This window comes from Halioglobus maricola (assembly GCF_009388985.1).
Taxonomy (GTDB): Bacteria; Pseudomonadota; Gammaproteobacteria; order Pseudomonadales; family Halieaceae; genus Halioglobus; species Halioglobus maricola.
Window position 1 is genome coordinate 578,124 of sequence record NZ_CP036422.1, and the last position, 26,087, is coordinate 604,210.

The following is a 26,087-nucleotide window of genomic DNA, read 5'->3' on the forward strand; positions in this document are numbered from 1 at the left end:
AGATATCAGTGGGTTTTTCTGGATTGGCGCGACAATTCTCTCGAACTTGTCATTCAGAAAAGTAACCATGATAGAGATAAAAAAGAACCCTGGCGCTATATATCGAGGCGAAAAACACATTATTATGCATCTGTTCAACTGGCGGAAAGCAGACTAATTGCTTGAAACTCTTGGGGTAAATACTATGTGGCCCGAGGGGAAAGAATACTGGTGGCATCAGTAGGTGTGAGGTTTGGGAGTGTGCCGTGGGATAAGAGGCGCGAAGAGAACTGGCTCTAATGTTAACGTTTTTCCTTCGTAAGCGTCATTCAAGCATAATGGAAGAAGGTGGAGCGAATGAGCTTCCGAGATTTGCGGATGTCAAACTTAGTTGCTTTTGAAGCGGGGATTGGTCGAAGTCCTAGTGAAGTACTCGGTTCTAGAGATCAAGTTTTGGCTTAGTATAGAAAAAGATTAACTGAGACTACCAATGAAACGAGCGTGAGATAATGAGAAGCATTGTAAGGCAGAGCATTCACCATATCGGAAACTTTTTGAGATGCATTCGGTTGAAGTTCTTGAGAGCCTCAGGCGTTGAGATCGGAAAAAATACTATGATTAGTTTGGGCGCCAAAATTGATCTGCGTCGGGGGGCCATCTCTATAGGCGATAATTGCCTAATTACCCACGGTTGTTACGTTCTGTCTCACGACGGGGCGGCGCATGTTCTTGATGAAGCTGATGACGGTACTGGTTATGTGAAAGTAGGCAGCAATGTATTTATTGGTGTGAACTCTGTTGTAATGCGAAATGTAACGATAGGTGATCATGCTGTTATTGGTGCGGGGTCTGTTGTCAATAGAGATATACCACCTGGTGTGGTGGCAGCGGGCAACCCAATAAGAATCCTAAGCGAGCTTCCTAAGCCTTATAGTATTTTGCCCAAAAAGCACTAACTATTATGATTCTTTTTGTAGTTAGTGTTTTCTGCTTATTACTTATCTTTGCTGTCAGATACTCTAGTCCTTTCTATGCGTTTTTGTTGATTGTTGCTACAAAATCCATTGTTGACGCAACATGGCAGACTAGAGTGGGGCCGTTCTCTTTAACAAGTGTTGAAGGAATAATTCTTGTCATTCTGTATGTCTCCGCATATAGGACTAATGCTGTTAGCAAAGAGTGGAGGAAATTGGGCTTTTTGTTGTTCTTTTTGCTCTCCTTTTCCCTTGTTTTCAGCTTTTTTACAGAGCCAATGTCAGTTTTGGAAAGTCTTGTGCTCAACCTAAATATTTTATTAGGCTTCTTTCTGGTTCCAATGCTTGTCAATTCAAGAGAAAAGTTCAGGAAATTCCTGATTGCTATTCTAGTTGCGGGAATCTTCCCGATCGCAGTTAGTATCTATCAAAAATATACAGGGTTTTCTTGGTCTGAGCGATCGACGGCGGGGCTGGCTAGAATGGTAGGTGTTTATCATGATGCATTCCCGGTTCGCTTCTATGGCGAATTTACGTTGCTTGCAGGCTTAATGTACCTGCGATTTTTTGCAGTAAGACGCATCTATCAGAAGTGGCTTATTTATATTTTGATGCTAGGCGCTATATTTTCAATCTATCACATTTTCAGTAAAGCAGCCGTGGCTATTCTAGTGTCATGGTCAATGATTCTAATCATATTCTCGAAAAATAGAATTAGATTTTCCCTCTTATTGTTGTCTTTTGCCGTAATAGCACCCTTTTTGTTGGGCGATAGTATAGAACAAAACATACTTCAGCTATTCAGCAGAGAAATTCAGGTTAGGGAAGGTGTTCTTGACTCGAGATATGCTCTAGCGGGCAGAGGAACTATATGGGAGGCCTATTGGGATTTCTGGCTTCATGATCAGCACGCGTTTTTCCAAATCTTTGGTGATGGCATTTCTCGCCCAGCGCATAACGAATACTTTCGTATCTTGCTGCTGAGTGGAGTGTTCGGTTTATGTTTGTATGTTGTTTTTCTATTTAGAGTAGTGTCTGTAGTGCTTTCTTCAAACAAGAATTTCAAGCCCTATGTATTGATGTTGCTCGCGATGTATCTTGTCGATGCTATTGGTCTAACACCAGGAGAATACTATTTTTACAATATCTTAACTTGGGGATTTGTTGGCCTAATGTACCGCAATGACTCTGCTTTTAGTCGTAGTATGTTTCAAACACCTTATGGTACTTCGACGAAAAGATATTGATTATGCCAGCCAAAAAGATATTGCAGTGCATTTTCATGGGCCTTCAGTTTCAGAATTTGACGTTTATGTTTGATAAGTTTGGTTGAGAAACTAGGTCCGGAAGTTTTAATTATACTCATTTGTGCTTTTCTCCAATTTATTGATCTCATAGTGACCGGGGCCTATTGCTGCTAGAAGCCAAGTTGCTCACTATTTCAAAGATAGAGGGCGAAAGTTGAGATCGATATATCATGGCTTCGCAGCAATGCTCACAGACGGTGAAACTATGGTTAGCACGAGAAGTTGTAGTATTCTTCAAAGACTTATTCTGATGTGGTGATCCATGCGAAGAAGGGTCGGCAGACGTATTCAGGTCTACATATGCTGTTTATCCTTCATTCGCTGAATATTAGCCCTGGCGGCAATTCAGTCGAGCAACCTTCTAGAGTTGCCGGCGTTAGCAAGCGTTAAGCATTCGTCACCTGGGAACCGAGACGTATTCTATTTCAATTTGGTGAGCTACTACTTGCTATATGTTTTAGGGCAATATGCCCCAGACGTGCCTCGGAAAGAACATCTCAGTTTGCTTAGGCGTTTTGAAATGCCGCCTCGTGCAGGACTTGCGTCGGCAGCATCTTATCAGGAGACCCAAAAAAGGTGTCCGCTGACGTCGTGTTTTGATCACTGTACTTGACCATTTGGAGAAATTTTTCGATGGCAGCGCGCTGTGCCAAGTTGCACATGGTGTCCGCCTTCCTAATGCTTATTTAGCAGGTACGCTCGTTGTTGGACCCTTATTGCCGTGCATCTCCTTGGACTGAAGGTGTTTCACGCTAAATCTCGTTGGTTGACTACCTTTAGGCGGGCGGGTTGTCTGGTTCTATAGAGATCGGAAACTTGGAAGAATAAACTAATAAAGCGTTGAATCATTGAATTTTTTTTGAGTGTCATACCGGGTACTATTAGACGGATACAAATTCCAGCGATTATGGATTGACTCATGCAGCAACTCACTCAGAAGCTTGGTTCTGGCGAAATGGCTATTCAGGAGTTGCCCTTTCCACAGGTGGGGAAAGGGCAGGTCTTGGTACGCAACCATTATTCAATTATTAGTGGTGGCACCGAAGGCTCGACAGTTTCAGCTGCGCGAAAAAGCTTAATCGGAAAAGCCAAAGAGCGCCCGCAACAGGTTAAGCAGGTTTTCGATACTTTAAGGGCTCAGGGGCCGGTACAAACCTATCGGGCTGTAGTGAAAAAGCTCGATGCCTATTCCTCTTTGGGTTATAGCTCGGCAGGTAAAGTCATCGCAATAGGTGAGGGCGTTACAGAGTTTAAAATAGGCGACAAGGTTGCCTGTGCCGGTGCCGGATATGCTAACCATGCTGAAGTTGTGTCTGTGCCGGTAAACCTGTGCGTGAAGCTATCTGAATCGGCAGACTTAAAGCATGCGGCATATAACACCTTGGGCTCTATCGCAATGCAGGGTGTGCGCCAGGCCGATTTGCGTGTTGGAGAGACTTGTGTGGTTATAGGTCTTGGCCTACTTGGCTACATCTCTTCTTTGTTGCTAAAAGCTTCGGGTGTCAATGTGATTGGAATTGATATTGCGTTAGGTTCTGTCGAATTGGCGCTTCAGCATAAAATTGTTGATGAAGCGTACGTTAGAGATACTCCCTGCATTGAAACGAAAATACAGCAGGCAACCTCTGGAATTGGCGCCGATGCAGTCATTATTGCCGCCGCCACAGATAGCCTAGATCCAATCAATGTCGCCGGTGCCGTTGCTCGGAAGAAGGGAACTGTGGTAGTTCTGGGTGCAGTACCAACTGGCTTTGAACGAGACCCCTATTGGTATAGAAAAGAACTTGAGCTTAAAATGGCGTGCTCTTATGGTCCGGGTCGTTACGATTTTGAATATGAGGAAAAGGGTGTTGACTACCCTGTGGCTTATGTTCGGTGGACCGAAAAACGTAATATGGAAGCCTTTCAACGTTTGATCGAGAAAGGCCTTGTTGATCTTGAATACCTTACAACCCATGAATTCGACTTTGATGACGCGCCACAGGCATTTGATTTGGTCGCTAGTAAATCAGAGCATTTTGTTGGTATCGCACTAAAGTATGATGTTCATAAAGTCATTAGCCGAGAACCCGTCGTGGTTAATGAGGGGCCAACGCTAGGTAAAGTGTCAATATCCTTCATCGGAGTCGGTAGTTATGCCCAGAGTAACCTGCTACCTAATATTCCAGCGAGCCCAGATGTCGCTCGAATCGGTGTATTGGCGAATACTGGCGCAACATCTAAACGAGTAGCGGAGCGCTTCAAGTTCTCTTTTTGTTCCGATAGCGAGGCAGATCTTCTCTCTGAAAGAACCAATACATTGTTTATCGCCACTAGACACGACTCTCATGCTGAGTTCGTTATTAAGGGGCTCAAAGCCGACAAACACATTTTTGTAGAAAAGCCGCTCTGCCTAACCGAAGAAGAGCTTGAACAGATTACTACACTATATCTAGCTGGCGGCAGATCGCTTATGGTCGGCTTTAATCGGCGTTTTTCGCCGCTCACCAGCGATCTGAAAGAGAAAGTGGGAAGCGCCCCGATGGCTATGATTTACCGGGTAAATGCCGGGAGTGTTCCCAAAGATACTTGGATTCAGGATGTGGAATTGGGCGGAGGGCGTATCATTGGTGAAGCTTGCCATTTTATCGATCTGCTAACATTTATTTGTGGGAGTTTGCCCTCGACGATTTCAGCTATAGCTGTGCCGGATGCTCATGGACTGAACGACACTGTCACACTCTCGATTCAGTTTAAGAACGGCTCAACGGGCGTGATCGCCTATTTTTCCAATGGTTCTAGAGACTTAACCAAGGAGTACATTGAAGTATATTCTGGAGGTGTTACAGCGATTATTCAGGACTTCAAAGAGCTAAAGGTTTATGGGAATGGAAAACCATACAAGAATAAGTTGGTGAGCCAGAATAAAGGCCAGTCAGAAATGGTTGGGGCCTTTGTTAGTTCGTTACTCAGTAGTAGTGAATGTCCAATTTCTTATCAAGACATATATGCTGCTACCAAGGCTTCCTTCATGTCGCTTAGGTCGTTACAGAATGGAAGTATCCCTTATGACGTCCTCGCTTTATAAATCTTTTTCCTCATTGAAGCTATATTGCGAATCCGAGGCCTATAGAGGGTGGGACCCGTATGACGGACTCAATTCAAAAATTTTTCAAGCTACGCCCTTAAAACACTGGGATGTTGCACGCTTGATTCTAATTCAGGCTTTCAAGCGGAGCCCTATCAACTTTCGCACTATTTTTCTTGTCCCGAAGGAATACAACGCTAAAGGAATTGGACTGTTTCTAAATGGTTACTGCAATTTATACCGATTAGCAGAGAAAGGAGACGAAAGATTCGGCACAACGGAAGAGATTCTGTTGAAGATTGATGAGTTGGCGCAGTTGTTGCTGTCGTTGAGAACTCAGGGATATTCTGGTAATTGCTGGGGTTACAATTTTGATTGGCAAGCCAGGCGCTTGTTCCTGTTCCCAGCGTATACGCCAACTGTAGTTGCTACATGTTTTTGCGCGACCGCGTTGTTTGAAGCCTATGACGTCACCGGGAATCAGCGCTACCTTGAAGAGGCGCTAACTTCAGGTAGTTTTATTCTTAACGATTTAGGCCGTAGTGAGTGTGAGGGCGGCCTTATTTTTGCCTATAGCCCTCTAGAAGGTAATGATACGGTTTACAACGCATCTTTACTCGGAGCTAAATTGCTGAGTTACTGCTACCACTATTCAGGTGACGAAGAGTTTAGGGTCTTCGCAAAGAAAGCCGTTAATGCGGCATGCAAAGGTCAAGCGAAAGATGGTTCTTGGGTATACGGCTTACTGCCGGTGCAAAGCTGGATTGACAGTTTTCATACGGGCTATAACCTTGATGCTATAAGTGTATATGCAGATTACTGTGGCGATGATTCATATGCTGGGAACTTAAAGAAGGGGTTGGATTTTTATCTAGAAAACTTTTTTGAGGATGATGGTACGCCCAAGTATTATCACGACAAAACTTACCCCATAGATATTCATTGCCCTGGGCAGCTTTGGGTGACATTGAGTAAGCTTGGTGTTTGGCAGGAAAACAAGCGTTTGTCTGAAAAGACTTTCTCCTGGACAAAGGCCAATATGCAAGATAGAGATGGCTTTTTCTACTATCAACTGAAAAAGGGGCTAAGTTCGAAAATATCCTATATGCGCTGGAGTAACGCATTCATGTTTAATGCGTTAACTTACTATCTGCTAGAGAATACCCAACGATGAATCGCAAAAAGATAAACGGAGTAGAGATTTACGCACCACATTCAAGAGAAGAGTTAATAGATTTTGCTTTTGAGAATAAGAGTCTACTTGTCGCAGTTAACGCCGAAAAAATTCTTCACGCTACAGAAAATTCTCGCGATATTATAAATCGTAATGTTGGCTATCCGGATGGACTGGGTGCTGTTATGGGGCTCAAGCAACAGGGTGAGCGTGCTATCAAAATTCCAGGCTGCGAATTATGGCTGGATATTATTAAGTACCGTTACCAAGATAGTAGTTATTATCTGGTCGGTAGTAAGCAACCCGTCATTGAAAAAGCTGTAGACAAGCTTCAGCAAGAGTACCCTGGTATCAGTATTCTTAACTACCGCAACGGCTATATTGGTACTGAAGAGGAAAAACAGTCTCTTATGGATGACATTACACGCAAAAAGCCGGATGTGGTGTTTGTTGCTATGGGGTCACCAAAGCAAGAACTATTGATGGAAGAAATGAGCCGGCATCATCCAGCGGTTTATCAGGGACTTGGTGGTAGCTTTGACGTTTATACAAATAGCGTGCAGCGTGCTCCGGCCTGGTGGGTTGAGCATCATCTGGAGTGGTTTTACCGATTGCTGAAGGAGCCCTCAAGACTAAGGCGGCAGATACATTTGCTGCGGTTTTTACTTCTTTTGAAGCTGAATAAGTTTTCTCAGTGAAAACTCTATAGAATTCCCAATATAATTGATACTCCGTCATGAGAAATATTTGTGTGGAGTGGGAATTGAGTTCTGCATTAGCCACTTGGCCAGCATTCAAAATAGATAGTCTTTAGCCAACCTTAGCGGCCTTAGCAACCAGTACAGAAAGAATAGTTGCTTGGGTAGGATGATCATTTCTCTTTCATTGATGCCGGGTTTGAAGACGTATTCGAGGATCATTTTGCTCTTGAAGTAAGGGTTGTCTCTCAATGTGATTAGCTTGCCTACTTTAGCAATGCTGTCTAGAGTTCCGGGGCATTCATTGTTCAGCACAGATTCAATTAATACTGATATCGAAGTGAAATTTTGATTTTTGCAGACCCTTTCAATTTCCTGAGGCAAGGGAGTATCGAAGTATTCATGTGAAAGTGCTATGCCGAGAATAAATAACCTTTGTGCGCCTAGCGTTCTCGCTTTGCGCAAAATTTCGTTCCAGTTAATATCAGGATTTGAGCGTATATAGCGGTCCAAATCGACGATCCAAAGAAGCTTTTCCCAAAGATGTTTTGATCCGTGGAGCGAGTGATACAGCAATTGATTTTCTGGAGATAGAATAGAGACGTTATGGCCCTTTATATTTACTAACTCTGTATTTTTCCAAGGCTCAAACACCCGAGTAGGGAGGGCAAGCTTACGGAAAAAGTCCCAGTGAACTTCAACGACAAAGTTTTTCTTACCATGATAGAAAGGACAGTCATTGTTCATCTTAAACAAAACGTTCTTTGATTTGTACTTGTCGATGGGATAAAGAGGCTTGTATCCCCTGCTCGAAAGGATGTCGGAAAATGACTTGAAATCCTGACGTTCTATCAGAATGTCAAGGTCTGAGAACTGCCTGCTGCCGACATCTTGGTACGCCTTTATGGCCATAGCGGGACCTTTGAAGGGCAAAATCCGGATACTTCGATCAGCGCATAGTTTATGGATTTGAATCAACTCACCAGTTATACCAATGTTACTTACTACGATGCTCAGGTTGTATTCTTCGAGTTCAACCATTATCGGCTGACTTAATAGTTCAGTTGCATGATTAATTATGCAACGATGAAATTGTGGAAAGACTTGTTGAGATAAAACGAAGTTTATAAGTTTTCTAATGCTTTCATCATCTCTTTCTTGGATATCGTTTTTTAGTATTGATACATCATCTTCCGAAAGCTGAGTTTTGCAACAGTAGATAGCGAACTGTAGGTTGCTAAGCATAATTTTGAAGGAAGCTCAGAGTCTTTATTAGATTGCGATGATTCAAGTGATACTTTCTCTGTACGATTACGAACGAAATAGTTGGGCGCAATTTGAGTCGAAAGCACGAGGAAAATTTCCTACTCACTTAGGATGTACATACAATTCTATGAGAGGCAATTCTCGATTCTTCAACTGCTTGCCTGCTGTACATTTGGGACATGCTCATCCCTTATCATAGCCAAACAAATACTAACAATGATATTTTTTTGACATTGCGACTCTCAGTAATACTGATTGAATTATGCGCTTGGCCGTTAAGTGGTTACTGAAATGATATCCTCACAGAGAGTGATCCCATTGCCCTCGAGTGTCGAGAACTTTAACACTTGATAAGTCAAACAGCCCCGGGATAGCTCGGAACTGCTGGTGATCAACCAGCAGTACCAGAATATCGGCGGCGCGGATTGCAGTCTCAAGTTGTGCGAGTTGGACATTCGCGAAGTCGTTGAAACTGTCTGGCAATTCGGCGATGTGCGGCTCTACGACTGAAATTGTCGAGCCCCCTATGCCTGCTATATCCTGGCAGATAACCACGGCCGGGCTCTCGCGTAGGTCGTCTACGTTGGCTTTGAAGGTCAATCCCAGACACGTAATGTGTGGGTTCTCAATTTTAGCCACTGCATTTTTTACTCGCTCGATAATAAACCGAGGTTTACTGTCATTCACTTCTCTCGCTTGTCGGATTAACTTGGCCCGCGAGGGGTCGGCGTCGACTAGAAACCATGGATCTACAGCGATACAGTGCCCACCCACCCCCGGTCCTGGTTTGAGTATGTCAACCCGGGGGTGATGATTGGCCAATCGGATTAACTCCCACACGTTCACTCCCTGCTTCTCTGCAAGCATCGAGAGCTCGTTGGCGAAGGCTATGTTTACGTCGCGAAAGGCGTTCTCTGCTAGCTTGGCCATCTCGGCGGTTGAAGCGTCGGTAGCTAGGCAATCTCCGCGCACGAACTGTTGGTAAAGTTCGATGGTCTTCTCGGTGCAAGCAGGTGTTATGCCGCCGATGATTCGGTCGTTCTCTACCAACTCGGTCATAATACGCCCTGGGAGCACTCGCTCCGGGCAGTGCGCGATGTTGATATCCGGCTTCGCTGCATCTTCATGGGGTAATTTCAGGTCGTAGCGTTCTTCCGCGATCCACTCGGACACTCTTCGGGTTGTCCCCACTGGAGATGTAGATTCCAATATTACTAAATTGCCGGGTGAGAGGTGTATCGCGATGTTTCGAGCGGCGGTTTCAACGTAGGACAGGTCAGGCGTATTGTCGTTTTTGAATGGTGTAGGTACCGCGATGATAAATACATCTGCCGGACCTAGTTTGGTGTCTACCTGTAATGTGCCGGACTTGACGGCCGCGGCTACAGAGACGTCTAGGCTAGGTTCGACAATGTGGATTTTGCCCTGCTTCAGAGTGTTCACGACGTTCTGTGACACGTCCACGCCCAGCACATCGAATCCCCGTAGGGCCAATACGGTGGCTGTGGGCAGTCCGATGTAGCCCAGCCCTATTACGACTATCCTAGTCAAACATGCTCTCCTTGATACGGTTTACTATACGCTCGGCTGACTTGCCGTCGCCGTATGGGTTGTGTGCGTGGGCCATAGCCTGGTAATCTCTTTCGGAACTCAGAAGACGATTTACTTCGCTCACAATCTTTTCTTTCTCGGTGCCTACTAGCCGCACCGTGCCTTCATCTACAGCCTCTGGGCGCTCGGTGGAATCACGCATAACCAAGACGGGTTTGCCTAGGCTTGGGGCTTCTTCCTGAATGCCCCCAGAGTCGGTCAGGATGATATGGGCTCTATCCATAAGGCGCACGAATGGCAGGTAGTCTAGAGGTTCAATGAGCTGGATATTTTCGAGGCCACCCAGTGCTTGGTAGACTGGGCCTATGACGTTAGGATTCAAATGCACGGGGTAGATGACCCGGATGTTTGGATTGTCTGCCAGTTCAGCTAGTGCAGAACAGATGTTTAGAAAGCCTTCGCCAAAATTCTCCCGGCGGTGACCAGTGACGAGTATGAGTTTCTTGCTCTGCGGAACAACCGGGAGTTTGCTATCCAGCTCCCGTTGCAACTCGGGGTTGCCACGGATCCGGTGTACTACTGAAAGTAGGGCGTCGATCACGGTGTTGCCGGTGACCGTGATTGAATCGACTGGAATGTTCTCATCCAGCAGGTTCTGTCGGGAGAGCCTTGTGGGTGCGAAGTTCAATGCTGCGATGCGGCTGGTTATTTGCCGGTTGATCTCTTCAGGCCAGGGGGAATAAGTATTGTGGGTGCGTAATCCTGACTCCACATGGCCCACGGGAATTTTTTGATAGAAGGCCGCGAGGCTAGCGGCCATAGTGGTTGTGGTATCGCCGTGTACTAGCACTAGGTCGGGTTTTACCTCAGATAATACATTCTGCAGGTGGGTGACCACCCGTGCGGTTAGGTCAGCCAGGCTCTGGTTGTTGGTCATCAGGTCTAGATCGTAATCGGGGGTGATCTCAAATAGGTTTAGTACTTGGTCCAGCATTTCTCGCTGCTGGGCGGTGACACAGACAAGGCCAGTGATGGAAAATTCTCGTTCTATGGCTTTGACCACTGGTGCCATTTTGATTGCTTCTGGGCGTGTGCCAAAGATGGTTAGGATGACCGGCATCGGTTTCATGTTTTGTCTCTATTTAGATTTGTACAGTCTATATAATAGCTTATCGCCTGTTCCAGTCCCTTTGCGATATCGAGTGTGGGTAAGTAGTGCAGGTGTTGTTTTGGCATTGGCTAATACCCGATTGCAAAATGGACCACGCCAATATTAAGCTGATTCAACATTAGTAAGGCTTTATTGAGATTGGAACCAATTAGTCCGGCTGCGCCTGTGATTAGCCGTTTTGCAAGTGCAGCTGTTATTAGAGGTAGTGATTTTTGTATGACTGTATTGCTGCTCTTTTATAGCCTTAAATCGCTGGCTTGGTTCGGTAATATATTCTTTATGTCATAGAGCACGTGTTTTTCTTTGCCGTACGCGCGAATGTGTTTTGCACTCATCTTAGCAAATTGCCGGTGCGCTACAGCAATAATGATACCGTCATAGATTGCGTTTCTAGGCTCATCTATCACATTAATACGGTATTCATCCGCAGCTATTTTCGCATCTACCCAGGGATCAAAAACATCCACCGTGACGTTGTAGTCACCAAGCTCTTGGATGACATCTATCACGCGAGTATTCCTAAGATCCGGGCAGTTCTCTTTGAAGGTCAGTCCCATTATGAGAATTCGGGCGCCGTTCACCTGGATTTTTTGTTGGAGCATAGCTTTAATGAGCTGTGATGCGATGTATCCACCCATAGAGTCGTTGATGCGTCGGCCAGCCGAAATTATTTCCGGGTGATAGCCAATTTCTTGGGCTTTGTGGGTCAGGTAGTAGGGGTCCACTCCTATGCAATGTCCGCCAACTAATCCTGGTTTGAAGGGCAGAAAATTCCACTTGGAGCCAGCTGCCTTAAGAACGTGATCTGTCTCGATATTAAGTCGGTCGAATATCATGGCAAGTTCGTTCATCAGGGCAATGTTTACATCGCGCTGGGTATTTTCGATCACTTTGGCGGCCTCGGCCACTTTGATACTTTCGGCTTTGTGTGTGCCAGCTTCGATGATGGAGTTGTAGAGCTGGTCTACGAGGCCGGCAGTTTCTTCATTGGAGCCGGAAGTGACCTTAATGATAGAGGAAAGTCTGTGTTCCTTGTCGCCGGGGTTGATGCGCTCCGGGCTGTAGCCGACGTGGAAGTCACGCTTGAATTCAAAGTTGGATTCCCGCTCGAGAATTGGGACACAATAATCCTCAGTCGCGCCCGGGTACACCGTGGACTCGTAGATGACAACGTCGCCGCTTTTGAGCACTTTGCCCACGGTTTCGCTAGCTTTACCCAAAGGAGCGAGATCAGGGCGATTGTGTCGATCGATCGGTGTGGGGACTGTGACGATAAAGACGTTGGCAGCGCCTAGATCATTGGAATTGCTCGTAAAAGACAACTCGGATGCGCTGTTTAGCTCAGTACTATTCACTTCTAACGTTTTGTCTTGCCCCCTGCGCAGATCTGCAATGCGGTTTTCATTAATGTCGAAACCTATAGTTGTGTACTTTTTGCCGAATTCGACAGCAAGCGGTAGACCAACATAGCCCAAGCCGATAATGGCGATCTTGGGAGACTGCATGGAAGGTAATCCTTGAGTTAAATCCATTGGAACTTGCAGTGCGTTCTGCAGTGATCTGATAATACTAGCTGGATGATGAAGATTGAAGCCTCTACAGTGGTTAAGGGTTTTATTCGGGTCATGGGCTAAATATCAGCTTTCTGGGGCGGGGGGAGTCCCCTTATCGAACTCCAGTTCACCAGGTTAATTGCATTGTCACGTTCTGCTCTCGAGGAATCGGTTCGCCGTTTTGCGGCCTGCCACATGTGCCAAGGTTTGCAGGTTGCTGCTCAGATATTTCAGATCATCGATGTGAGGGAGCTAGACACTAGAAGGCCCGGGTTAACCGGGCCTTCTAGTTGAGCCTTGTTATCTTACCTCAGGGTGAGGCAGGATTACGATCACTGTCGTCGTCATCGTCCAATATCTTGTAAACGATGTAGCCTCCGACACCGGCAATACCGGCTATGCCTGCCCATTCAACGCCTGTGGGGCTTCCGTTAGTGGGGCTGCCGCCAGTGGAAGTGCCACCGCTACCTACCTGATTGTAGGTTCCGGCACTTGTGGCGGTGTTACAAGCGGCTGAGGTGCCAACGGTGACAATTTCGTTGGCGCGAATATTTTGCACGCAGCCATTGGCAAATTGAATCTGGGCGTTGCCGCCACGCATCACCATCAGGCGATCGCCAGTGTTGAGAGGCATGCTGTCCTGTGCGTCCACGTAAGCTTCGCCCTGATTGACCATAACGGGGGCTTGAACGGAGGCCAGAACAACACCGGTGTCAGCGGCGAGGCTGGTAGAGCTGGCGATGGCTAAGGCGCCTGCGAGCAGGCCAATATTGAAAGTCTTCATGGTAACTTTCCTTGTCAGAGGTTCACCGGCCTGCGGAGGGCCAGAGAGCAGAATGGCTCAACTAGTTACGACAGATAATATTAGTAGCGTTTATGGGATTCTTCAAGAAAACAGGGGCCTTGGTATGTGCAATTTGGTAGAAAACTATCAAATTTACCGATTTTGGGTCGTGAAAGGGCTCTATCAGGCCCGGTTTACGCCTCTGCAATGGTGTCAGTGAGTCGCATCGAGTTACCAAATCCATCTGAATTAGGTATCCTCTAGCCCATAGTTTTGCGCTGGCGCGCCAGTTCACAGGGATTTCGTGAGTCATATGGGTTGTAGTCGTTTTATCCTCGCCTTTTTGCTGTTTTGCACACTGGCTGCATGCAGCTCTAGTGGCGTCAAATCCTCCGGTGTCGATGGTCCCGCTAAAGTCGTGGGAGACAACACCGTGGAGTCCATGCCGGATCTCCCCGATGCGCCCGATACTATGGGCGCAGTTAGTTATCAACCCGAAAACGAATATCGGCTGGGGCCCACCGATGAGGTGGCTATTGAAGTGTTCCTGGTGGAAGAGCTTTCGGGTATCTATGTGGTCGATACTCGCGGTGAAATCAGTATGCCGCTGCTGGCGAATGTAAAGGTGTCTGGCAAGACCATCCCTGAAGTAGAGGTATTGTTGGAAACGCTATACGGCCATAGTTATCTGCAGAACCCACAAGTGAGCGTGACTGTGGTCGAGTATGCCAGTCAGCAGGTCACCGTGCTGGGGTCCATCAAGCAGCCCGGTATCTATCCCTTGAAAAAGCGAACTACCTTGCTGCAAGTGATGGCAATGGCGGGCGGCGTTACCCGCATTGCTGACCAGGAGGAGATTGTGCTGTTCCGCCAGGACCAGGACGGGGCGGTTTATGGCTACCTGGTGCAACTTGAACAAATCAAGTCAGGCATAAAGAAAGACCCCATCGTGCTCGCCAATGACCGTATTGTTGTGCCTGAGTCGGGCACGGCTACCTTTATGAAGAGCTTCTCACTGGGCGTGCCAGGTTTTGGCGGCTACAGGCAGTACTAACGTTAGGCACAAGCTGATCGAGTGAAAACAATTCAACCTTAAGGGCGGGCCATTGGCAGCACAAGATTCAAGTGAAGAACCCGTAGCGCCAGGCCATGAGCTGGCACTGGCGGATATGCAGAAACAGCTGGCGCGCTACGAGGCGGCCCTGTCTACCATATCCGAAGCCCAGCCCGAGGCAGACGACGATTTTATCGACTTGCGCGAGTTGTGGAACATGCTGCTGCGCCGGCGCTGGACCATCATTATCACTGCAGGCGTTATCCTCGTGGCCACCATGATTGTGACCGCGATGATGACGCCCATCTACCGGGCCACCACCGTGGTGCAAATCGAACGTGACTCAGGCAAGGTGCTCGATTTTGAGGGTGTCACGGCTGAAGAGTCGGCGTACTCGAGGGACTTTTACCAGACACAGTACGAGTTGCTGCAAAGTCGCACCCTCGCCCGCAGGGTGATTGACCAGTTGGGCATGCAGGACTCCCCCACCGAGGCGGCCGAGCCCAGTGCCCTTGTGGGGCTACTCTCCGATGTGAAATCACTTTTTGCGAGTGGAGAGCCGGCCCTGGAAGAGGCACTCCCGGCTAACCTGGAAGGGCGTTTCCTGAAAAACCTCACGGTGCAGCCCGTGAGCAACAGCCGCCTGGTGCGCCTGCATTACGACAGCCCCAATCGGGAGCAGGCCGCGCTCATCGTCAATACGATCTCCCAGGCTTATGTTGATATGAACCTGGAGCGGCGCTTTGAGGCTTCTACCTACGCCAAGAGTTTCCTGGAGGACCGGATCAAGCATGTGCGTGCTGACCTCGAAGACTCGGAACGCGCCCTGGTGGAGTACACCCAGGCCCGTGGCATCATCAACCAGGAGGATAAGCAGGCCATCCTCATGGAAAAGCTGAAGGAGATGAACCGAGCCCAGGTAGAGGCAGAATCCGAGCGTATTGAAGCAGAATCGCAGTACCAGGAGATGCTCACCGCGAGTGCGGATGGCCTCGCTGAGGCCTTGAACAGCCAGGTTATTCAGAGTCTGAAGGCAAACCGTACCCAGCTCCAGTCGCAGTACCAGGAGCAGCTGAAAATCTACAAACCTGAATACCCCAAGATGCAGCAGCTGCAAAACCAGATAGACCAGATAGATGCTGAAATTCTTATGGAAATCAGCAATATACGCGACGGCATTAAAATCAAGTACCAGGCCAAGTTGCGCGAAGAAGCCAAGCTGGACGAGAGCATTGCCGCCTACCGCGAGGAGATTCTAGACCTCAATGCGCGCAGCACCGACTTCCAGACCCTCAAGCGTGAAGTGGACACCAATCGTGAGTTATACGATGGCCTGCTACAGCGGATGAAAGAGGTGGGTGTAGCCGCCGGCGTCACCAACAACAATATCTCGGTGGTCGACAAAGCCGAAATCCCCCGCGGCAAGCACAAGCCCAAGACGCTGCTGAATATGGCGCTTGCACTAGTTTTGGGCACGTTTGCGGGCGCAGCGCTGGCCTTCCTGTTCGAAATGCTCGACGACACAGTGAAGGGCGCCAGCGATCTGGAAAAGCTTGTGAAAAAGCCGGTTCTGGGCATTATCCCCAGGCTCACGGGCAAAGATGCACCCAAAGGCGAGCAGGTCGCGCTGCATGGGTACCTGGAGCCCACCTCTGCCCTTGCAGAGGCACACCGCTCCATGCGGACCGCGTTGATGTTTTCAACTGCCGATGGTGCACCCAAGGTGTTGCACTTTACCAGTGCCGGGCCTGGTGAGGGCAAAACGACTACGGCCGTGAATACCGCCATTACGCTCGCCCAGACCGGCTCCCAGGTGCTGTTGATCGACGGCGACATGCGCAACCCGTCGCTGCACAAGGTATTTTCGCGCCCCAATGACAATGGCCTCACCAATTACCTCACCAGCGACGCCAAGCCGGGCAGGGTCACCCAGAGCACCGGTATCGATAGTTTGTTTGTGATGACATCGGGCCCGGTGCCGCCCAACCCTGCAGAGTTGTTGCACGGTTCGCGCATGCTCGACCTGGTGGCTCTGGGCAACCAACGCTTTGACTATGTCGTGATAGACGGGCCGCCGTTGCTGGGGCTGGCCGATGCGCTATTGCTGGCCGATGTTGCCCACGCCACGTTGTTTGTAGCCGCCGCGGGGGCTGCGCGCACCGGCAGCGTAGAGGCGGGGCTGAAGCGATTGCAGCATTCTCGCGCCAATGTCGTCGGTGCGGTGCTCACCAAGTTTGACCTCAATAAGGCCAGCTACGGCTACGGTGGCGATTACGGCTATTCCTACAGCTATAGCTATGGTGTAGATGACGAACGCAAGAGCGCCTGAGCCGCTGGTGATCCCCGAGCTGCTCTACCTGGCGCTCGATTTCTACCGCGATCCACGCCGTTTTGAGCATTTGCGTCAGCTGGGCGCGCCGTTGCCCTTCGGCATCGGCGAGTTGCTCGCGGCCCCCTCGCAATGCCTGGCTGCTGAACATTTGGCTGCCACGGCGGTCGCCCTCCATGCGAGTGAGCAGGAGTGTGTGGCCTGTGTCCCGTTTTTTATCAAGCAGTTGATGTTCGAGGCCCCGGGTGACTACTACCGCCTGCTGGGTGTTGAGCGCGATGCGCCGCAGGCGCAGGTGAAACAGCACTATTTTTACCTCATGCGGCTGTTTCATCCCGACCGCGATGTGCACAACGAGGGTTGGGATGACCTCTACGCTCCGCGTATCAATGAGGCCTATAACACCCTGCGCAACCCCGCGCGGCGCGCTAAATATGACGCGAGCCTGGTGCCGCTGGATGGCTTCAACCCCGGGCAGTTGGCCCAGGGCGCGGCGGTGCCCGTGCAGCCCGTGCCTGCAGGTACTGGGGCGGCCGCAACGCGCACTGCAGCGCAGGGCGTACTGCGCAGCCCCTGGTTGTATGCGGTGCTGGCAGGGCTGCTGGTGCTGCTTCTGTTTGGTGTGCTATTGAGCTCGAATCAAACTTCCCGGCTGACGGTGACTGAGGACAACTTGGCGAGTGCCGAGGTTCCCACAGACGAGTCCGCAGCCTCGGGAAAAGCGATCGCCGAAGAGTCACCGCCAGTCGCTGATGCCCCAGAGCCCCTGCGCGGCCGGCCCGCAGCCAGTGATCAGGATATTGAAGCGCTGGTGCGCGCCCGGGTAGATCAGGCCACCGTGGCGGTACTGGGGCGACCCAGGCCGAAGGTGAAGGTGCAGTCCGAACCAGAGCCTGTAGCTGAGCCCCAAGCTGAGCTTCAGGCGGTGGCAGAACCTGAACCGAAGCCTGAGCCAAAGCTAGAACCGAAGCCAGAACCTGAGCTAGAACCTGAGCCCGAACCTGAGTTTCAGGCGGTAGCTGAAGCTGAACCCATTCCAGAGCTAGAGCCAGAGCCCGCCCCCGAAGCACCGACCCAGATCACCACTGCGGATGTGGAGTCACTGTTGGCGCAGTTAACCAGCGCTTATGAGGAGGGCAACGCCTCGCGCTTTGCCCGCCTGTTCTCTGTCGATGCGCGAACCACAGACGCAAATGGCCGCACTGCCATCGAGAGCCTATACGCCGGCTTCTTCTCGCAAACAGCGGTGGATGCATTCCGGATAGATACACTGAAATGCAAGGGTGGCGATGCGGAAGAGCGAGATTGCCGGGCTTCGGTGAGTATTACTACTCAGCCCATAAGCGGTGGCGAACGCAGCGTGGTTGAAACGGATATACGCTTCGATTTCACTCGCGACGCCACAGGCGCATTGCAAATCACAAGGATGCGGTATTGATGACAAGCGTAACAGGGAACCATGGAACTACATTATGGCGAGCGGCATTGGTCGCCGCCGGCTTGTTGCTGGCATGGCAGGTGACCAGCCTGCACATGGCGAATTACTTCGCCGGCAAGGCGGCAGATGGTGAGCCTGCCGCGGCCGATAGCGCGCTGTGGTGGGACGCCAGTGAGCCCCGTGCATCGGAATTGAAAGCGCGGTTTGTGGAGCGGAATGCAGGGGATGAACTATCTCCTGCGGCTCTGGAAGAGATAAGCGCTCTGTTGCGCGTGGCCATCGCCAATGATCCAGCGCGGGGCAGCGCGGTGTCTCATCTTGCGCTGACACAGCAGGACCGCGGCGTTGGCCAGGCAGCACAGCTGGCAGCGTTGGCGGACAGCCTCGCCCCGGTAGAGCCGCGCAACCAGCGCAACCTGGCGCGTTTTGCGTTTGAAGCGGACGACCTGCAGGGCGCGGTGGTGCACACGGCGCGGGCGATGGTGGGTGCACCTGAATCGGCGAGCCGATTCTTCCCCCTCCTGATGGACGTGGCGGCTGCCCCGCAGGCGCGTGAGGTACTGATGGCGATCGCGCGCGATCCCACGCCGTTCCCCTGGTGGAACGCCTTTTTCGCGCATGTCGCGGGCAACGCCGAAGATCTGGACGCCCTGCGTGCGTTGGTCCAACTGCGTGAACAATCCGTGGCCCTGCCGCTGCAGGAGTATGAGCGCAACCTGTATATTAACCGCTTGCGCAAAGAGGGCCTGGTGGCGGAAGCCTATATGCACTGGGTCAACGGCTTGAGCAAGGCCCAGCTGAGCACGTTGGGCTATCTCTACGATGGCAGTTTCGAACAGCCCTTTGCCAATGATTCCGGGTTTGGCTGGGTCGCACGCCCACCCCGCAACAGCGGTATTCGGATCACCCGGGGCGACACCTACGGCGCCTCAGGCGACCAGGCGCTGCGCGTCTCGTTTCGCGGTAAGCGCGTGCGTTTCTCGCACCTGTACCAGCAGGTGTTTCTCCCCGCGGGTGATTTTATCTTGTCGGGCCAGGTGCGCCCGGATCAGCTTGAGGCGCGCCGTGGCCTGCAATGGCGTTTGTACTGCAGTGCAGGCAGCAGTGGCCTGCTGGGCGAGAGTGAGCTGATTGTGGGCACTGGCGATTGGCGCGAGTTTGAGTTTAGCGCCGCAGTGCCGCCAGAGTGCAGTGGCCAAATACTGAAGCTTTACTCGGCCGGTAACCGCGATGTAGACCACGAGCTAAAGGGCACGGTCTGGTTCGATGACATGCAGATCAGGGTGAGCAAATGAGCGCTGGTAACCAATCTGTGGGCCCGCTATCGCGCGCCTGTTTTCATACCCTGCTGGCGCTGATGCTGCTGGCCCCACTGTTCCGCTCTGGCAAAGTGCCCCTGGCGGTCATGGCTCTGGAGCTGCTTGCACTGCTGGGTTTGGCACTGGTGCTGTGGCAGGGGCCGCGTGGTGTTCAGCTGCGCCGTGTTGAGTGGACCATGATAGCGGCCCTGTTGCTGGTGCCTCTGTTGCAACTGGTGCCGATCCCCGGCCTTAGCCGTTTGAGTTTGCCGGGGCAGGCAGATTACTACACCGCCCTGCAACTGGTAGGCGACAGCAGCTGGACGACGTTGTCGATTTTGCCCCGTGAGACCTGGCTGGGTTGGTTGGTGTTGTTACTGCCGGTGGCCGTGTTTCTGCTGGCGCGCAGCGCCACCCAGAAGCAGCTGCGCACGGGTATTGCCCTGGTGCTGGCCATGGCAGCGGCGCAGGCCCTGCTGGGTTTGCTGCAGTACGGTGTAGGGCCGGGTTCGCCGTTCATGATTGGTATGGATGAATCGGGTGGCCTGTCCAAAGGCACCTGGCGCGGGCGCAACAGCTATGCCAACTTCCTTGATATGGCATTGATGATTTCGCTGGCGTTGTTTATGGCAACGCTCGGCCAGCACAAACGCGATCATCGCGAGCAGACACTGCGTCAGCGCCTGGTGTACTGGTCCACCCTCCAAGGGCATCAGGCGTTTTTGTACGGCGCGCTATCGGTGTTGCTGTTACTCGGCGTGATTTTCAGCCGTTCGCGCACGGGCATTGGCCTTTCTATTGTCGGTATTCTGCTGGCGGCCACGGTGTTTTCCCGGCGCATTGGCGGAGAGAACGTGTACGGCCTTGCCGGTACGGTGGCTTCCATTGTGGTTGCCTGCGGTATTGCTATTGGCCTGGGCCCGGTGTGGGAGCGCTTTAGCCAGACCGACCCGATGTCAGAAGGCCGCTGGACGATTTTTGCACACGTGCGCGAGGGTATCGCCCAGTTTTTCCCGCTAGGGGCCGGCAGCGGTACCTTCGAGCAGGTGTTTCCCGCGTTTCATGCTTTGAGTATGTCCTCGGTTACGATGAATCAGGCACATAACAGCTACCTGGAGTGGTTGTTCAATGCGGGCATATTTGGCGCGCTGCTGATACTGGCCGGGTTGGCCCTGTTTGTCGTTCGTTGGGTGACGGTGTGGAAGAAAGGCGCCTGGGGTGAGTTTCGTTACATACAGGTGGGCGCTGGCCTGGGTATGGTGCTCACGCTCATGCACGAGATGGTCGACTTTAATCTGTTTGTGCCGGCGAATCTGGTTTACTTCGCATTTCTCGCCGGGGTGTTCTTCTACCCCTATGAGGAACCTGCTGCTGCGCCTCGCAAGAAGCGCGAGTCTTCAGTAGCAGATGTGCAGCGCAGCCGGCAACTGCTGCAACCGGTGGCATCGGAGCAGGCGCACAACCCGTTTATGGATGATTGATTTTGCGGTCTGACCTGATGATGAAAGCGCAGTGCATCGCGAACACCAGGAAGTAACAGGCCAGGCTCAGGTATTCGGGTATGGCTTCCAGTGCCAGCCCCAGCGCTGCGGCGAGGCAACCGTACACCAGCATCACCAGAAGTGCCTGTCGCGCGCTCAGGCCCAGATCCTGCAGGGTGTGGTGCAGGTGCCAGCGGTCTGCCTCCATCAGTTTTTTCCCGTTCTTCAGGCGCCGCAGCATGGTGGCGAGCATGTCCATCAGTGGCACGGTTACCAGCCACAATGCCGTCACTGGCAGTATCACTGCATCTCCACCTTGCGAGAAAAACACCAGGCTGGCGGTCACCAGAAAACCCAGGGTGATACTGCCGCCGTCGCCAAGGAACATCTTAGGTAATACGCGGTTATTCGGGCCCAGGTTGAATAGCAGGAATACCGCTATCGGCACCAGCATCAGCAGCAGGAAACTTGTATGGGGATGGCCGGCGTTCAGTGCCAGCAGGTAGAGCACAGCCAGCGGCAGGGCAATCATGCTTGCCGCCAACCCATCGATGCCATCAATCATGTTGTACGCATTGGCAAGGCCGGCCACGGCCAGGGCAGTGAGTGGCACCGTGAGCAGCGCAAGGTCGATGTCGCCCATGGCCAGTAAGTTGCCGACATTGTGAATAGCGATGCCGCCGAAGGTGGCCAGTAGTGCGCCACAGCCGAACTGAATCAACAGTCGCAGGGTGGCGTTGATATGGCGAGAGTCATCAATTACGCCCACCAGAAACACGGCGGTGGCGATCAGCAGCATCTCCGGCGTATAGGGCGCAGTGCCCAGTACCAGGGTGCCGAACGCAATCGTCAGGAAAATAGCAATACCACCCGTGAGGGGCACCGCACCGTTATGAAGCTTGCGTGCATCTGGGCGGTCCACCAACCCCAGGCGGAAGCCGCAGCTAATGCAGATGCGCGAAATAATCAGTGCGGCAGCAAAGATGGTGAAAAACTGCGCTAGCAATGGGGTCCCTCCCGGTGAAATTCTGTCAGCGTCCTTCCACGGCGTCTGTGTAGGTTAGTTGATAGAAAACGCGGATGTAAAGTAGCGCAATACGCGGCGGCAAGGATAAATGTCTTCATATGGTGAGCTTTACTGCAGTGACTTCGTGGTGCGTACCCAGGGCTTCAGAGCAGTGGCCTCTGCTGAGAGGGTGCTTGCCGCTGCAGTCGCTTCCTGCTGGCTGCTGTAGGGGCCGATGACAAGACGATAGAGGCGGCGCTCATCCGCCGGCGACTGCACTACCCGATAAGGATGGATATCGGGGTTAAGGTTCCGGGTGGCGAACTCTTGCACGCTCTTCTCGGCCGAGGCGGCGATAAGCTGGATAAGCCAGGTGTCGGCCGGCTGCGCTGCCAGCCAGTTGATGGGTTGTGGTGGAGGGGCCTTTGTTTCGACCGGGCTGGCCGTTTCAGTGGGGCCCATTTCCGTTGACGAATTTATACCCGCCGCGACCAGGTCAGCCTCGGTGGCGCGGCCGTGCTCGTGCATCAGCGCCAGCGTGTAGCGCGCGGTTTCTGACCCATTGCGCGCAGCCAGGGTGTACCAGGTGATCGCCTCGCTGTCGTCCTGGGGGATGCCTTTGCCCTGGCGGTACACCTGGCCCAGATTGAGTTGGGCGGTGGCGTTTCCGTCAGCCGCCAGCGTTTTCCAGATAGCCACGGCGGTTAGCGTGTCGCCGCGTTCGAAAGCGTCGAAGGCCTGGTCCATGGTGTTGGCGTGGGCGATGCCGGCAGCCAGGGTGAGTGCGGCAATGAGTGGAGCACATCGCACTAAGTTCTGCCGCTGGTTGCTCATGTTAGCCGGGGGTGGGTGGCGGTGAGCCAATGTCGGCGAGGCTCGGAGGCGTGAACGAGAGCAGAGTGAGTGCGGGGGCTACGTAGGCCAGTTTTTTCCCGGCGCCTAGAAACGTGCGCCGAGAGAGCTTGCTGTTGTCTTTGGTTTTTTCTACAAGGGTGTCTTTTTTCATTACTTTCTTACTTTGAGTACAAATTCATTGAAGCCCGGTTCGGGGGTAAATGTGTAGTTAGCGCCGCGTTTAGCGACAGAGCCTTTCTGCTCGGGTCGCTTCAGGCGAAGCTTGTCGAGTATTTCAGGTGGGCCTTCGAAGTGCAGGGTCATCTCGCCGATGTCCGCCGTGGTGTATACCGAGAAGTTCCACTTGCCTTTGGGGCTCTCTTTCAAACGGCGGTAGTCGGACACAAAGCCCCATTCATCGCCTCCCCACTCGGGGTGAGGGAAAATCACGGCGAAGCTGGAAGCGGAGAAGGGGGCAGGTTGTTCCAGGTCGCGGTCGTCCTTGCGATTGAGGCTGCCTTCCATGCGCCCGAGGATGCTGCCACGCGTGATTTTGCCATTGGCCTCTGCACGAATCCGTACGAACCAGGACCCGTCGTCACCCATCTGATCAACGGTAGGGCGGCCATCGTTAATCGCTGCCGCGGGGGCCTCTTCGAAACTGCTCTTGGCTACCCTTGCAGCAGAGGTTCTTGTAGCAATTACTTCCGCTGGTGCTGATTCCGGAGAGGCTGAGCTGACGATATCTGGTATACGCAGTTTCATTCCTGCCTTGTATACCTTCACCCAGAAGCCCTGGTTGGGTTTGAGGTCGAGGTCGGAGGGTGTGTCTGGCTCAAGGCCGGGGATAGCGTCGGAATAGGTAACGTAATTGCTCGGCTCACTCGGGTCATAGACCCAGAATTGTTGGGCCATCTCCGTACTGTGGTCGACGGTGTCGGTGTATTTAACATCGGTGCCGTCGATAACCTGAACATCACTCCAGCTCACATTGTGGCGCAGAGTATGGCCTATCATATTCCAGCGCCCCGCCGGAGCGGCGTACAGGTCTATGTCGGGGGAAGCGGGATATTCACCAACCACCGTGAAGGATTCGCCCGGGTTGACGGTTTTGACCCAGTAGCTCCGGCCGTTTTCCAGGACGTCGTCGAGGGTGCCGTCATCTCCGATATCGCCATCTTCCTCCATCCGGCGGTAGGCGTCATTGCTCGGGTCGGATTCGTCCATGTCGCGGGTAAATACAGCCCAGTCAGTGCCATAAGTCCCGGTCATGTAGGGGCTCATAATATCGGCGACAGTGCGGCCATGGGAGATGCCCGTGGTGCAGCCCATGGATATCATTTGCCATTCGTCTTGCTCAAGGCTGATATAGTCAGTGCATGGAGACGACTCGTTGAAGAACCAGTTGAAGCCGCTGTTGAAGTAGACGTTGGCGGAGGCCAGACGCGCGGTTGAGCTTGTTAGCCACGCGCTGGAAGCACAGACCGCGAAGCCTGTTTGGCTATTGTCGAACGAAACGTTGATGTCGCAGCCGTCGGCTGCCGTAGAGTATTCCAGTTGAAGCGAATAGTCGTCAGCGGTGCCAGTGGTGCGGTCGTAACCCGTCATCGCAAACATCAGGGTGGCAACATCATCAGAGGCCAGCGCGCGCTGGGCTTCTCCTGAAAACGTGCCTTGCTGCATGATGGTTTCCGTGTTTGGTGTGTCGTACAGAAAGCCGACATCTCGGTCAGCATTAGCCACGAAATTGTCGCCGGCCGGAAGGTTCGCCACGTCGCGGGTATAGGTAGTGGCATCGATGGGGCCTGACGGCAATATGAACGGGTTATTGCTCCCTGTCAGAAACCAGTTCATGTTGATGTCATCGCCGCGCACATCATCTGCGCTGCCAATGACCCCGTCGGGGCCAGGGGCATAGTCCAGTATGGTATTTGTGCCCACCTGTGCCTTGGTGTAGTTCTGGTTGTTGCCCGCGAGGCCAGATTCCGAGGCCGCATTCACGTGGGCGAGGCCGACGCAATGGCCAAGTTCGTGCAAGGCAACCGATTCGAAGTCAACCTCGCCCAGCTGTACGTTGGGACCGGGGCGTTGCGAGTTGCCTACTGTCGACTTGAGCTGATTGAACGTAGCAATAGTGTTTTTTAGTGAGTTTTCCCACAGGTTTGGTGCCACTGCGCTATCCGGGTCCTGACACACTTTTACAGTGAGCACCCCATTGGCGTCTACATCACCAGGGTAACCTGAAGGGTAAGTTACGATATCTACACCATAGGTCTCGGCAAAGGTGTAGCCACCAGCGAGCGCTGTGGTAGCAGTGTTTGCGGCGGCCAGGGCAATGAGGAGGCTAAGTTTGCGGTTCACGGTTGCACCACCTCGAGCTCGTCAGAACTTGTGATTTCCTTGATGGCGTTGCGTAACGCTTCCATGTCGGCCAGTCCCTGTACTTGCGGGTAGGCCGCGCTTGAGAATTCCTTGTGCTTCCAGGTAATCGTTTCTTCCATCGAAGTGGCTGCGACATTCGCGCCAGCTTTGAACTTCTCAATATTCAGGTCCAGCGTTTCGATCATGCTGTCGGATCGGTATTGGGCGAAGCCTGTCGCCTCAGCCTCGGTTTGCAGGGCCTCATCCAGCCGGGCGGAGGCGACCGCGCCATCATTTCCCACCAGCTTTGAGGCGAGAGTCAGCAGTTGCTCCAGCTCCGCCTCAGAAAGCCAGAGTTCGTACTGCCCTGCCTTTTTCATGTATACCGGGAAGTGCACCAGCACGCGGCCATTGCTGTAAACGCGAATTCTCGGGGTTGGGTCGGCGTTGCCGAGCATAGCGGGGGTTTCGCTGTATGCCAGCACGACCTCGTCCGGGTCTGAGGAAAGTGTGAAGCTGGATTGGGCTTGAGTTTGAGCGCTGGCCGCGACCAGCGAGACAAAGATCGCTAAGAGGAGGGAAATTCCCTTGGTCCTCGTGCGGGTATTTGGGAAGTGCATTATCAACCTGACGATCTAGTTATAGTGCTCGATAGCCTACCATCTGGCGCGTTGAGTGGCAGCGAAAAATGCTGAATTTGCGAATTAGTCGATGTTGCGGATGACAGGGTGGTTCTCGTGCTAAATTAGAGTCTCAACTCGA

General features: G+C 52.0%; 20 protein-coding genes. 10 read left to right on the forward strand and 10 right to left on the reverse strand.

The features are described 5' to 3' along the window. The first annotated feature begins 593 nt into the window (after positions 1-593). The 5 genes from EY643_RS02520 to EY643_RS02540 all read left to right on the forward strand — a co-directional run bounded on the left by EY643_RS02520 (position 594) and on the right by EY643_RS02540 (position 7,199). The gene (locus EY643_RS02520) at positions 594-935 is read left to right on the forward strand and encodes an acyltransferase (protein WP_170287481.1); all 342 of its coding nucleotides are present in this window, start codon (positions 594-596) and stop codon (positions 933-935) included. Positions 936-940: 5 nt separating this feature from the next. Then, on the forward strand, positions 941-2,200 hold the full coding sequence (locus EY643_RS02525) for an O-antigen ligase family protein (RefSeq protein ID WP_152660729.1): 1,260 nt from the start codon (positions 941-943) through the stop codon (positions 2,198-2,200). Between the two features lie 979 nt (positions 2,201-3,179). Next, the gene (locus tag EY643_RS02530) at positions 3,180-5,327 is read left to right on the forward strand and encodes a bi-domain-containing oxidoreductase (RefSeq protein ID WP_152660730.1); all 2,148 of its coding nucleotides are present in this window, start codon (positions 3,180-3,182) and stop codon (positions 5,325-5,327) included. Next, complete coding sequence (locus EY643_RS02535; protein WP_152660731.1) at positions 5,308-6,501, forward strand: delta-aminolevulinic acid dehydratase; 1,194 nt, start codon at positions 5,308-5,310, stop codon at positions 6,499-6,501. Before EY643_RS02530 ends, EY643_RS02535 begins: the two co-directional genes overlap by 20 nt. Then, complete coding sequence (locus tag EY643_RS02540) at positions 6,498-7,199, forward strand: WecB/TagA/CpsF family glycosyltransferase (protein ID WP_152660732.1); 702 nt, start codon at positions 6,498-6,500, stop codon at positions 7,197-7,199. Before EY643_RS02535 ends, EY643_RS02540 begins: the two co-directional genes overlap by 4 nt. A gap of 96 nt (positions 7,200-7,295) precedes the next feature. Here the strand turns inward: EY643_RS02540 and EY643_RS02545 are convergent, their stop codons facing one another. The 5 genes from EY643_RS02545 to EY643_RS02565 form a co-directional block, all read right to left on the reverse strand. Continuing rightward, positions 7,296-8,444 carry a nucleotidyltransferase domain-containing protein gene (locus tag EY643_RS02545; RefSeq protein ID WP_152660733.1) on the reverse strand — a complete coding sequence of 383 codons (1,149 nt, stop codon included), beginning with the start codon at positions 8,442-8,444 and terminating at the stop codon, positions 7,296-7,298. Positions 8,445-8,765: 321 nt separating this feature from the next. Next, positions 8,766-10,016, reverse strand: coding sequence for a UDP-N-acetyl-D-mannosamine dehydrogenase (gene wecC, locus EY643_RS02550; protein ID WP_152660734.1), 1,251 nt, complete (start codon positions 10,014-10,016; stop codon positions 8,766-8,768). After that, positions 10,009-11,145, reverse strand: coding sequence for a non-hydrolyzing UDP-N-acetylglucosamine 2-epimerase (wecB, locus tag EY643_RS02555; protein WP_338035559.1), 1,137 nt, complete (start codon positions 11,143-11,145; stop codon positions 10,009-10,011). Before wecB ends, wecC begins: the two co-directional genes overlap by 8 nt. Positions 11,146-11,423: 278 nt before the next feature. Next, the gene (gene tviB / locus EY643_RS02560; protein WP_152660735.1) at positions 11,424-12,692 is read right to left on the reverse strand and encodes a Vi polysaccharide biosynthesis UDP-N-acetylglucosamine C-6 dehydrogenase TviB; all 1,269 of its coding nucleotides are present in this window, start codon (positions 12,690-12,692) and stop codon (positions 11,424-11,426) included. Between the two features lie 358 nt (positions 12,693-13,050). Beyond that, entirely contained in the window at positions 13,051-13,524 is a 474-nt protein-coding gene (locus tag EY643_RS02565) for a FecR family protein (RefSeq protein ID WP_152660736.1), read from the reverse strand. A 313-nt stretch (positions 13,525-13,837) separates the two neighbouring features. Here EY643_RS02565 and EY643_RS02570 point away from each other — a divergent pair, with 313 nt between their 5' ends. The 5 genes from EY643_RS02570 to EY643_RS02590 are packed head-to-tail and all read left to right on the forward strand — an operon-like array spanning position 13,838 to position 21,124. Continuing rightward, positions 13,838-14,578, forward strand: coding sequence for a polysaccharide biosynthesis/export family protein (locus EY643_RS02570; protein ID WP_152660737.1), 741 nt, complete (start codon positions 13,838-13,840; stop codon positions 14,576-14,578). A 52-nt stretch (positions 14,579-14,630) separates the two neighbouring features. Continuing rightward, positions 14,631-16,907, forward strand: coding sequence for a GumC family protein (locus EY643_RS02575; RefSeq protein ID WP_152660738.1), 2,277 nt, complete (start codon positions 14,631-14,633; stop codon positions 16,905-16,907). Then, positions 16,885-18,345 (forward strand): J domain-containing protein, encoded by a 1,461-nt coding sequence (locus EY643_RS02580; RefSeq protein ID WP_152660739.1) that lies wholly within the window; start codon positions 16,885-16,887, stop codon positions 18,343-18,345. Before EY643_RS02575 ends, EY643_RS02580 begins: the two co-directional genes overlap by 23 nt. Beyond that, the gene (locus tag EY643_RS02585; protein ID WP_152660740.1) at positions 18,345-19,640 is read left to right on the forward strand and encodes a hypothetical protein; all 1,296 of its coding nucleotides are present in this window, start codon (positions 18,345-18,347) and stop codon (positions 19,638-19,640) included. Before EY643_RS02580 ends, EY643_RS02585 begins: the two co-directional genes overlap by 1 nt. After that, on the forward strand, positions 19,637-21,124 hold the full coding sequence (locus EY643_RS02590; RefSeq protein ID WP_152660741.1) for an O-antigen ligase family protein: 1,488 nt from the start codon (positions 19,637-19,639) through the stop codon (positions 21,122-21,124). Before EY643_RS02585 ends, EY643_RS02590 begins: the two co-directional genes overlap by 4 nt. On the opposite strand, the gene EY643_RS02595 is transcribed toward EY643_RS02590, so the two are convergent. The 5 genes from EY643_RS02595 to EY643_RS02615 all read right to left on the reverse strand — a co-directional run bounded on the left by EY643_RS02595 (position 21,111) and on the right by EY643_RS02615 (position 25,810). Beyond that, positions 21,111-22,130, reverse strand: a complete 1,020-nt coding sequence (locus EY643_RS02595) for an MraY family glycosyltransferase (protein ID WP_152660742.1) — start codon at positions 22,128-22,130, stop codon at positions 21,111-21,113. The genes EY643_RS02590 and EY643_RS02595 overlap by 14 nt on opposite strands. Positions 22,131-22,259: 129 nt before the next feature. After that, complete coding sequence (locus tag EY643_RS02600) at positions 22,260-22,940, reverse strand: SPOR domain-containing protein (RefSeq protein WP_170287256.1); 681 nt, start codon at positions 22,938-22,940, stop codon at positions 22,260-22,262. A 25-nt stretch (positions 22,941-22,965) separates the two neighbouring features. Further along, positions 22,966-23,136, reverse strand: coding sequence for a hypothetical protein (locus EY643_RS02605; protein ID WP_153239444.1), 171 nt, complete (start codon positions 23,134-23,136; stop codon positions 22,966-22,968). Continuing rightward, positions 23,136-25,325 (reverse strand): zinc metalloprotease, encoded by a 2,190-nt coding sequence (locus EY643_RS02610; RefSeq protein WP_152660744.1) that lies wholly within the window; start codon positions 25,323-25,325, stop codon positions 23,136-23,138. Before EY643_RS02610 ends, EY643_RS02605 begins: the two co-directional genes overlap by 1 nt. After that, positions 25,322-25,810 (reverse strand): hypothetical protein, encoded by a 489-nt coding sequence (locus tag EY643_RS02615; RefSeq protein WP_152660745.1) that lies wholly within the window; start codon positions 25,808-25,810, stop codon positions 25,322-25,324. The genes EY643_RS02610 and EY643_RS02615 overlap by 4 nt, the downstream gene beginning before the upstream one ends. Positions 25,811-26,087: the final 277 nt, after the last annotated feature.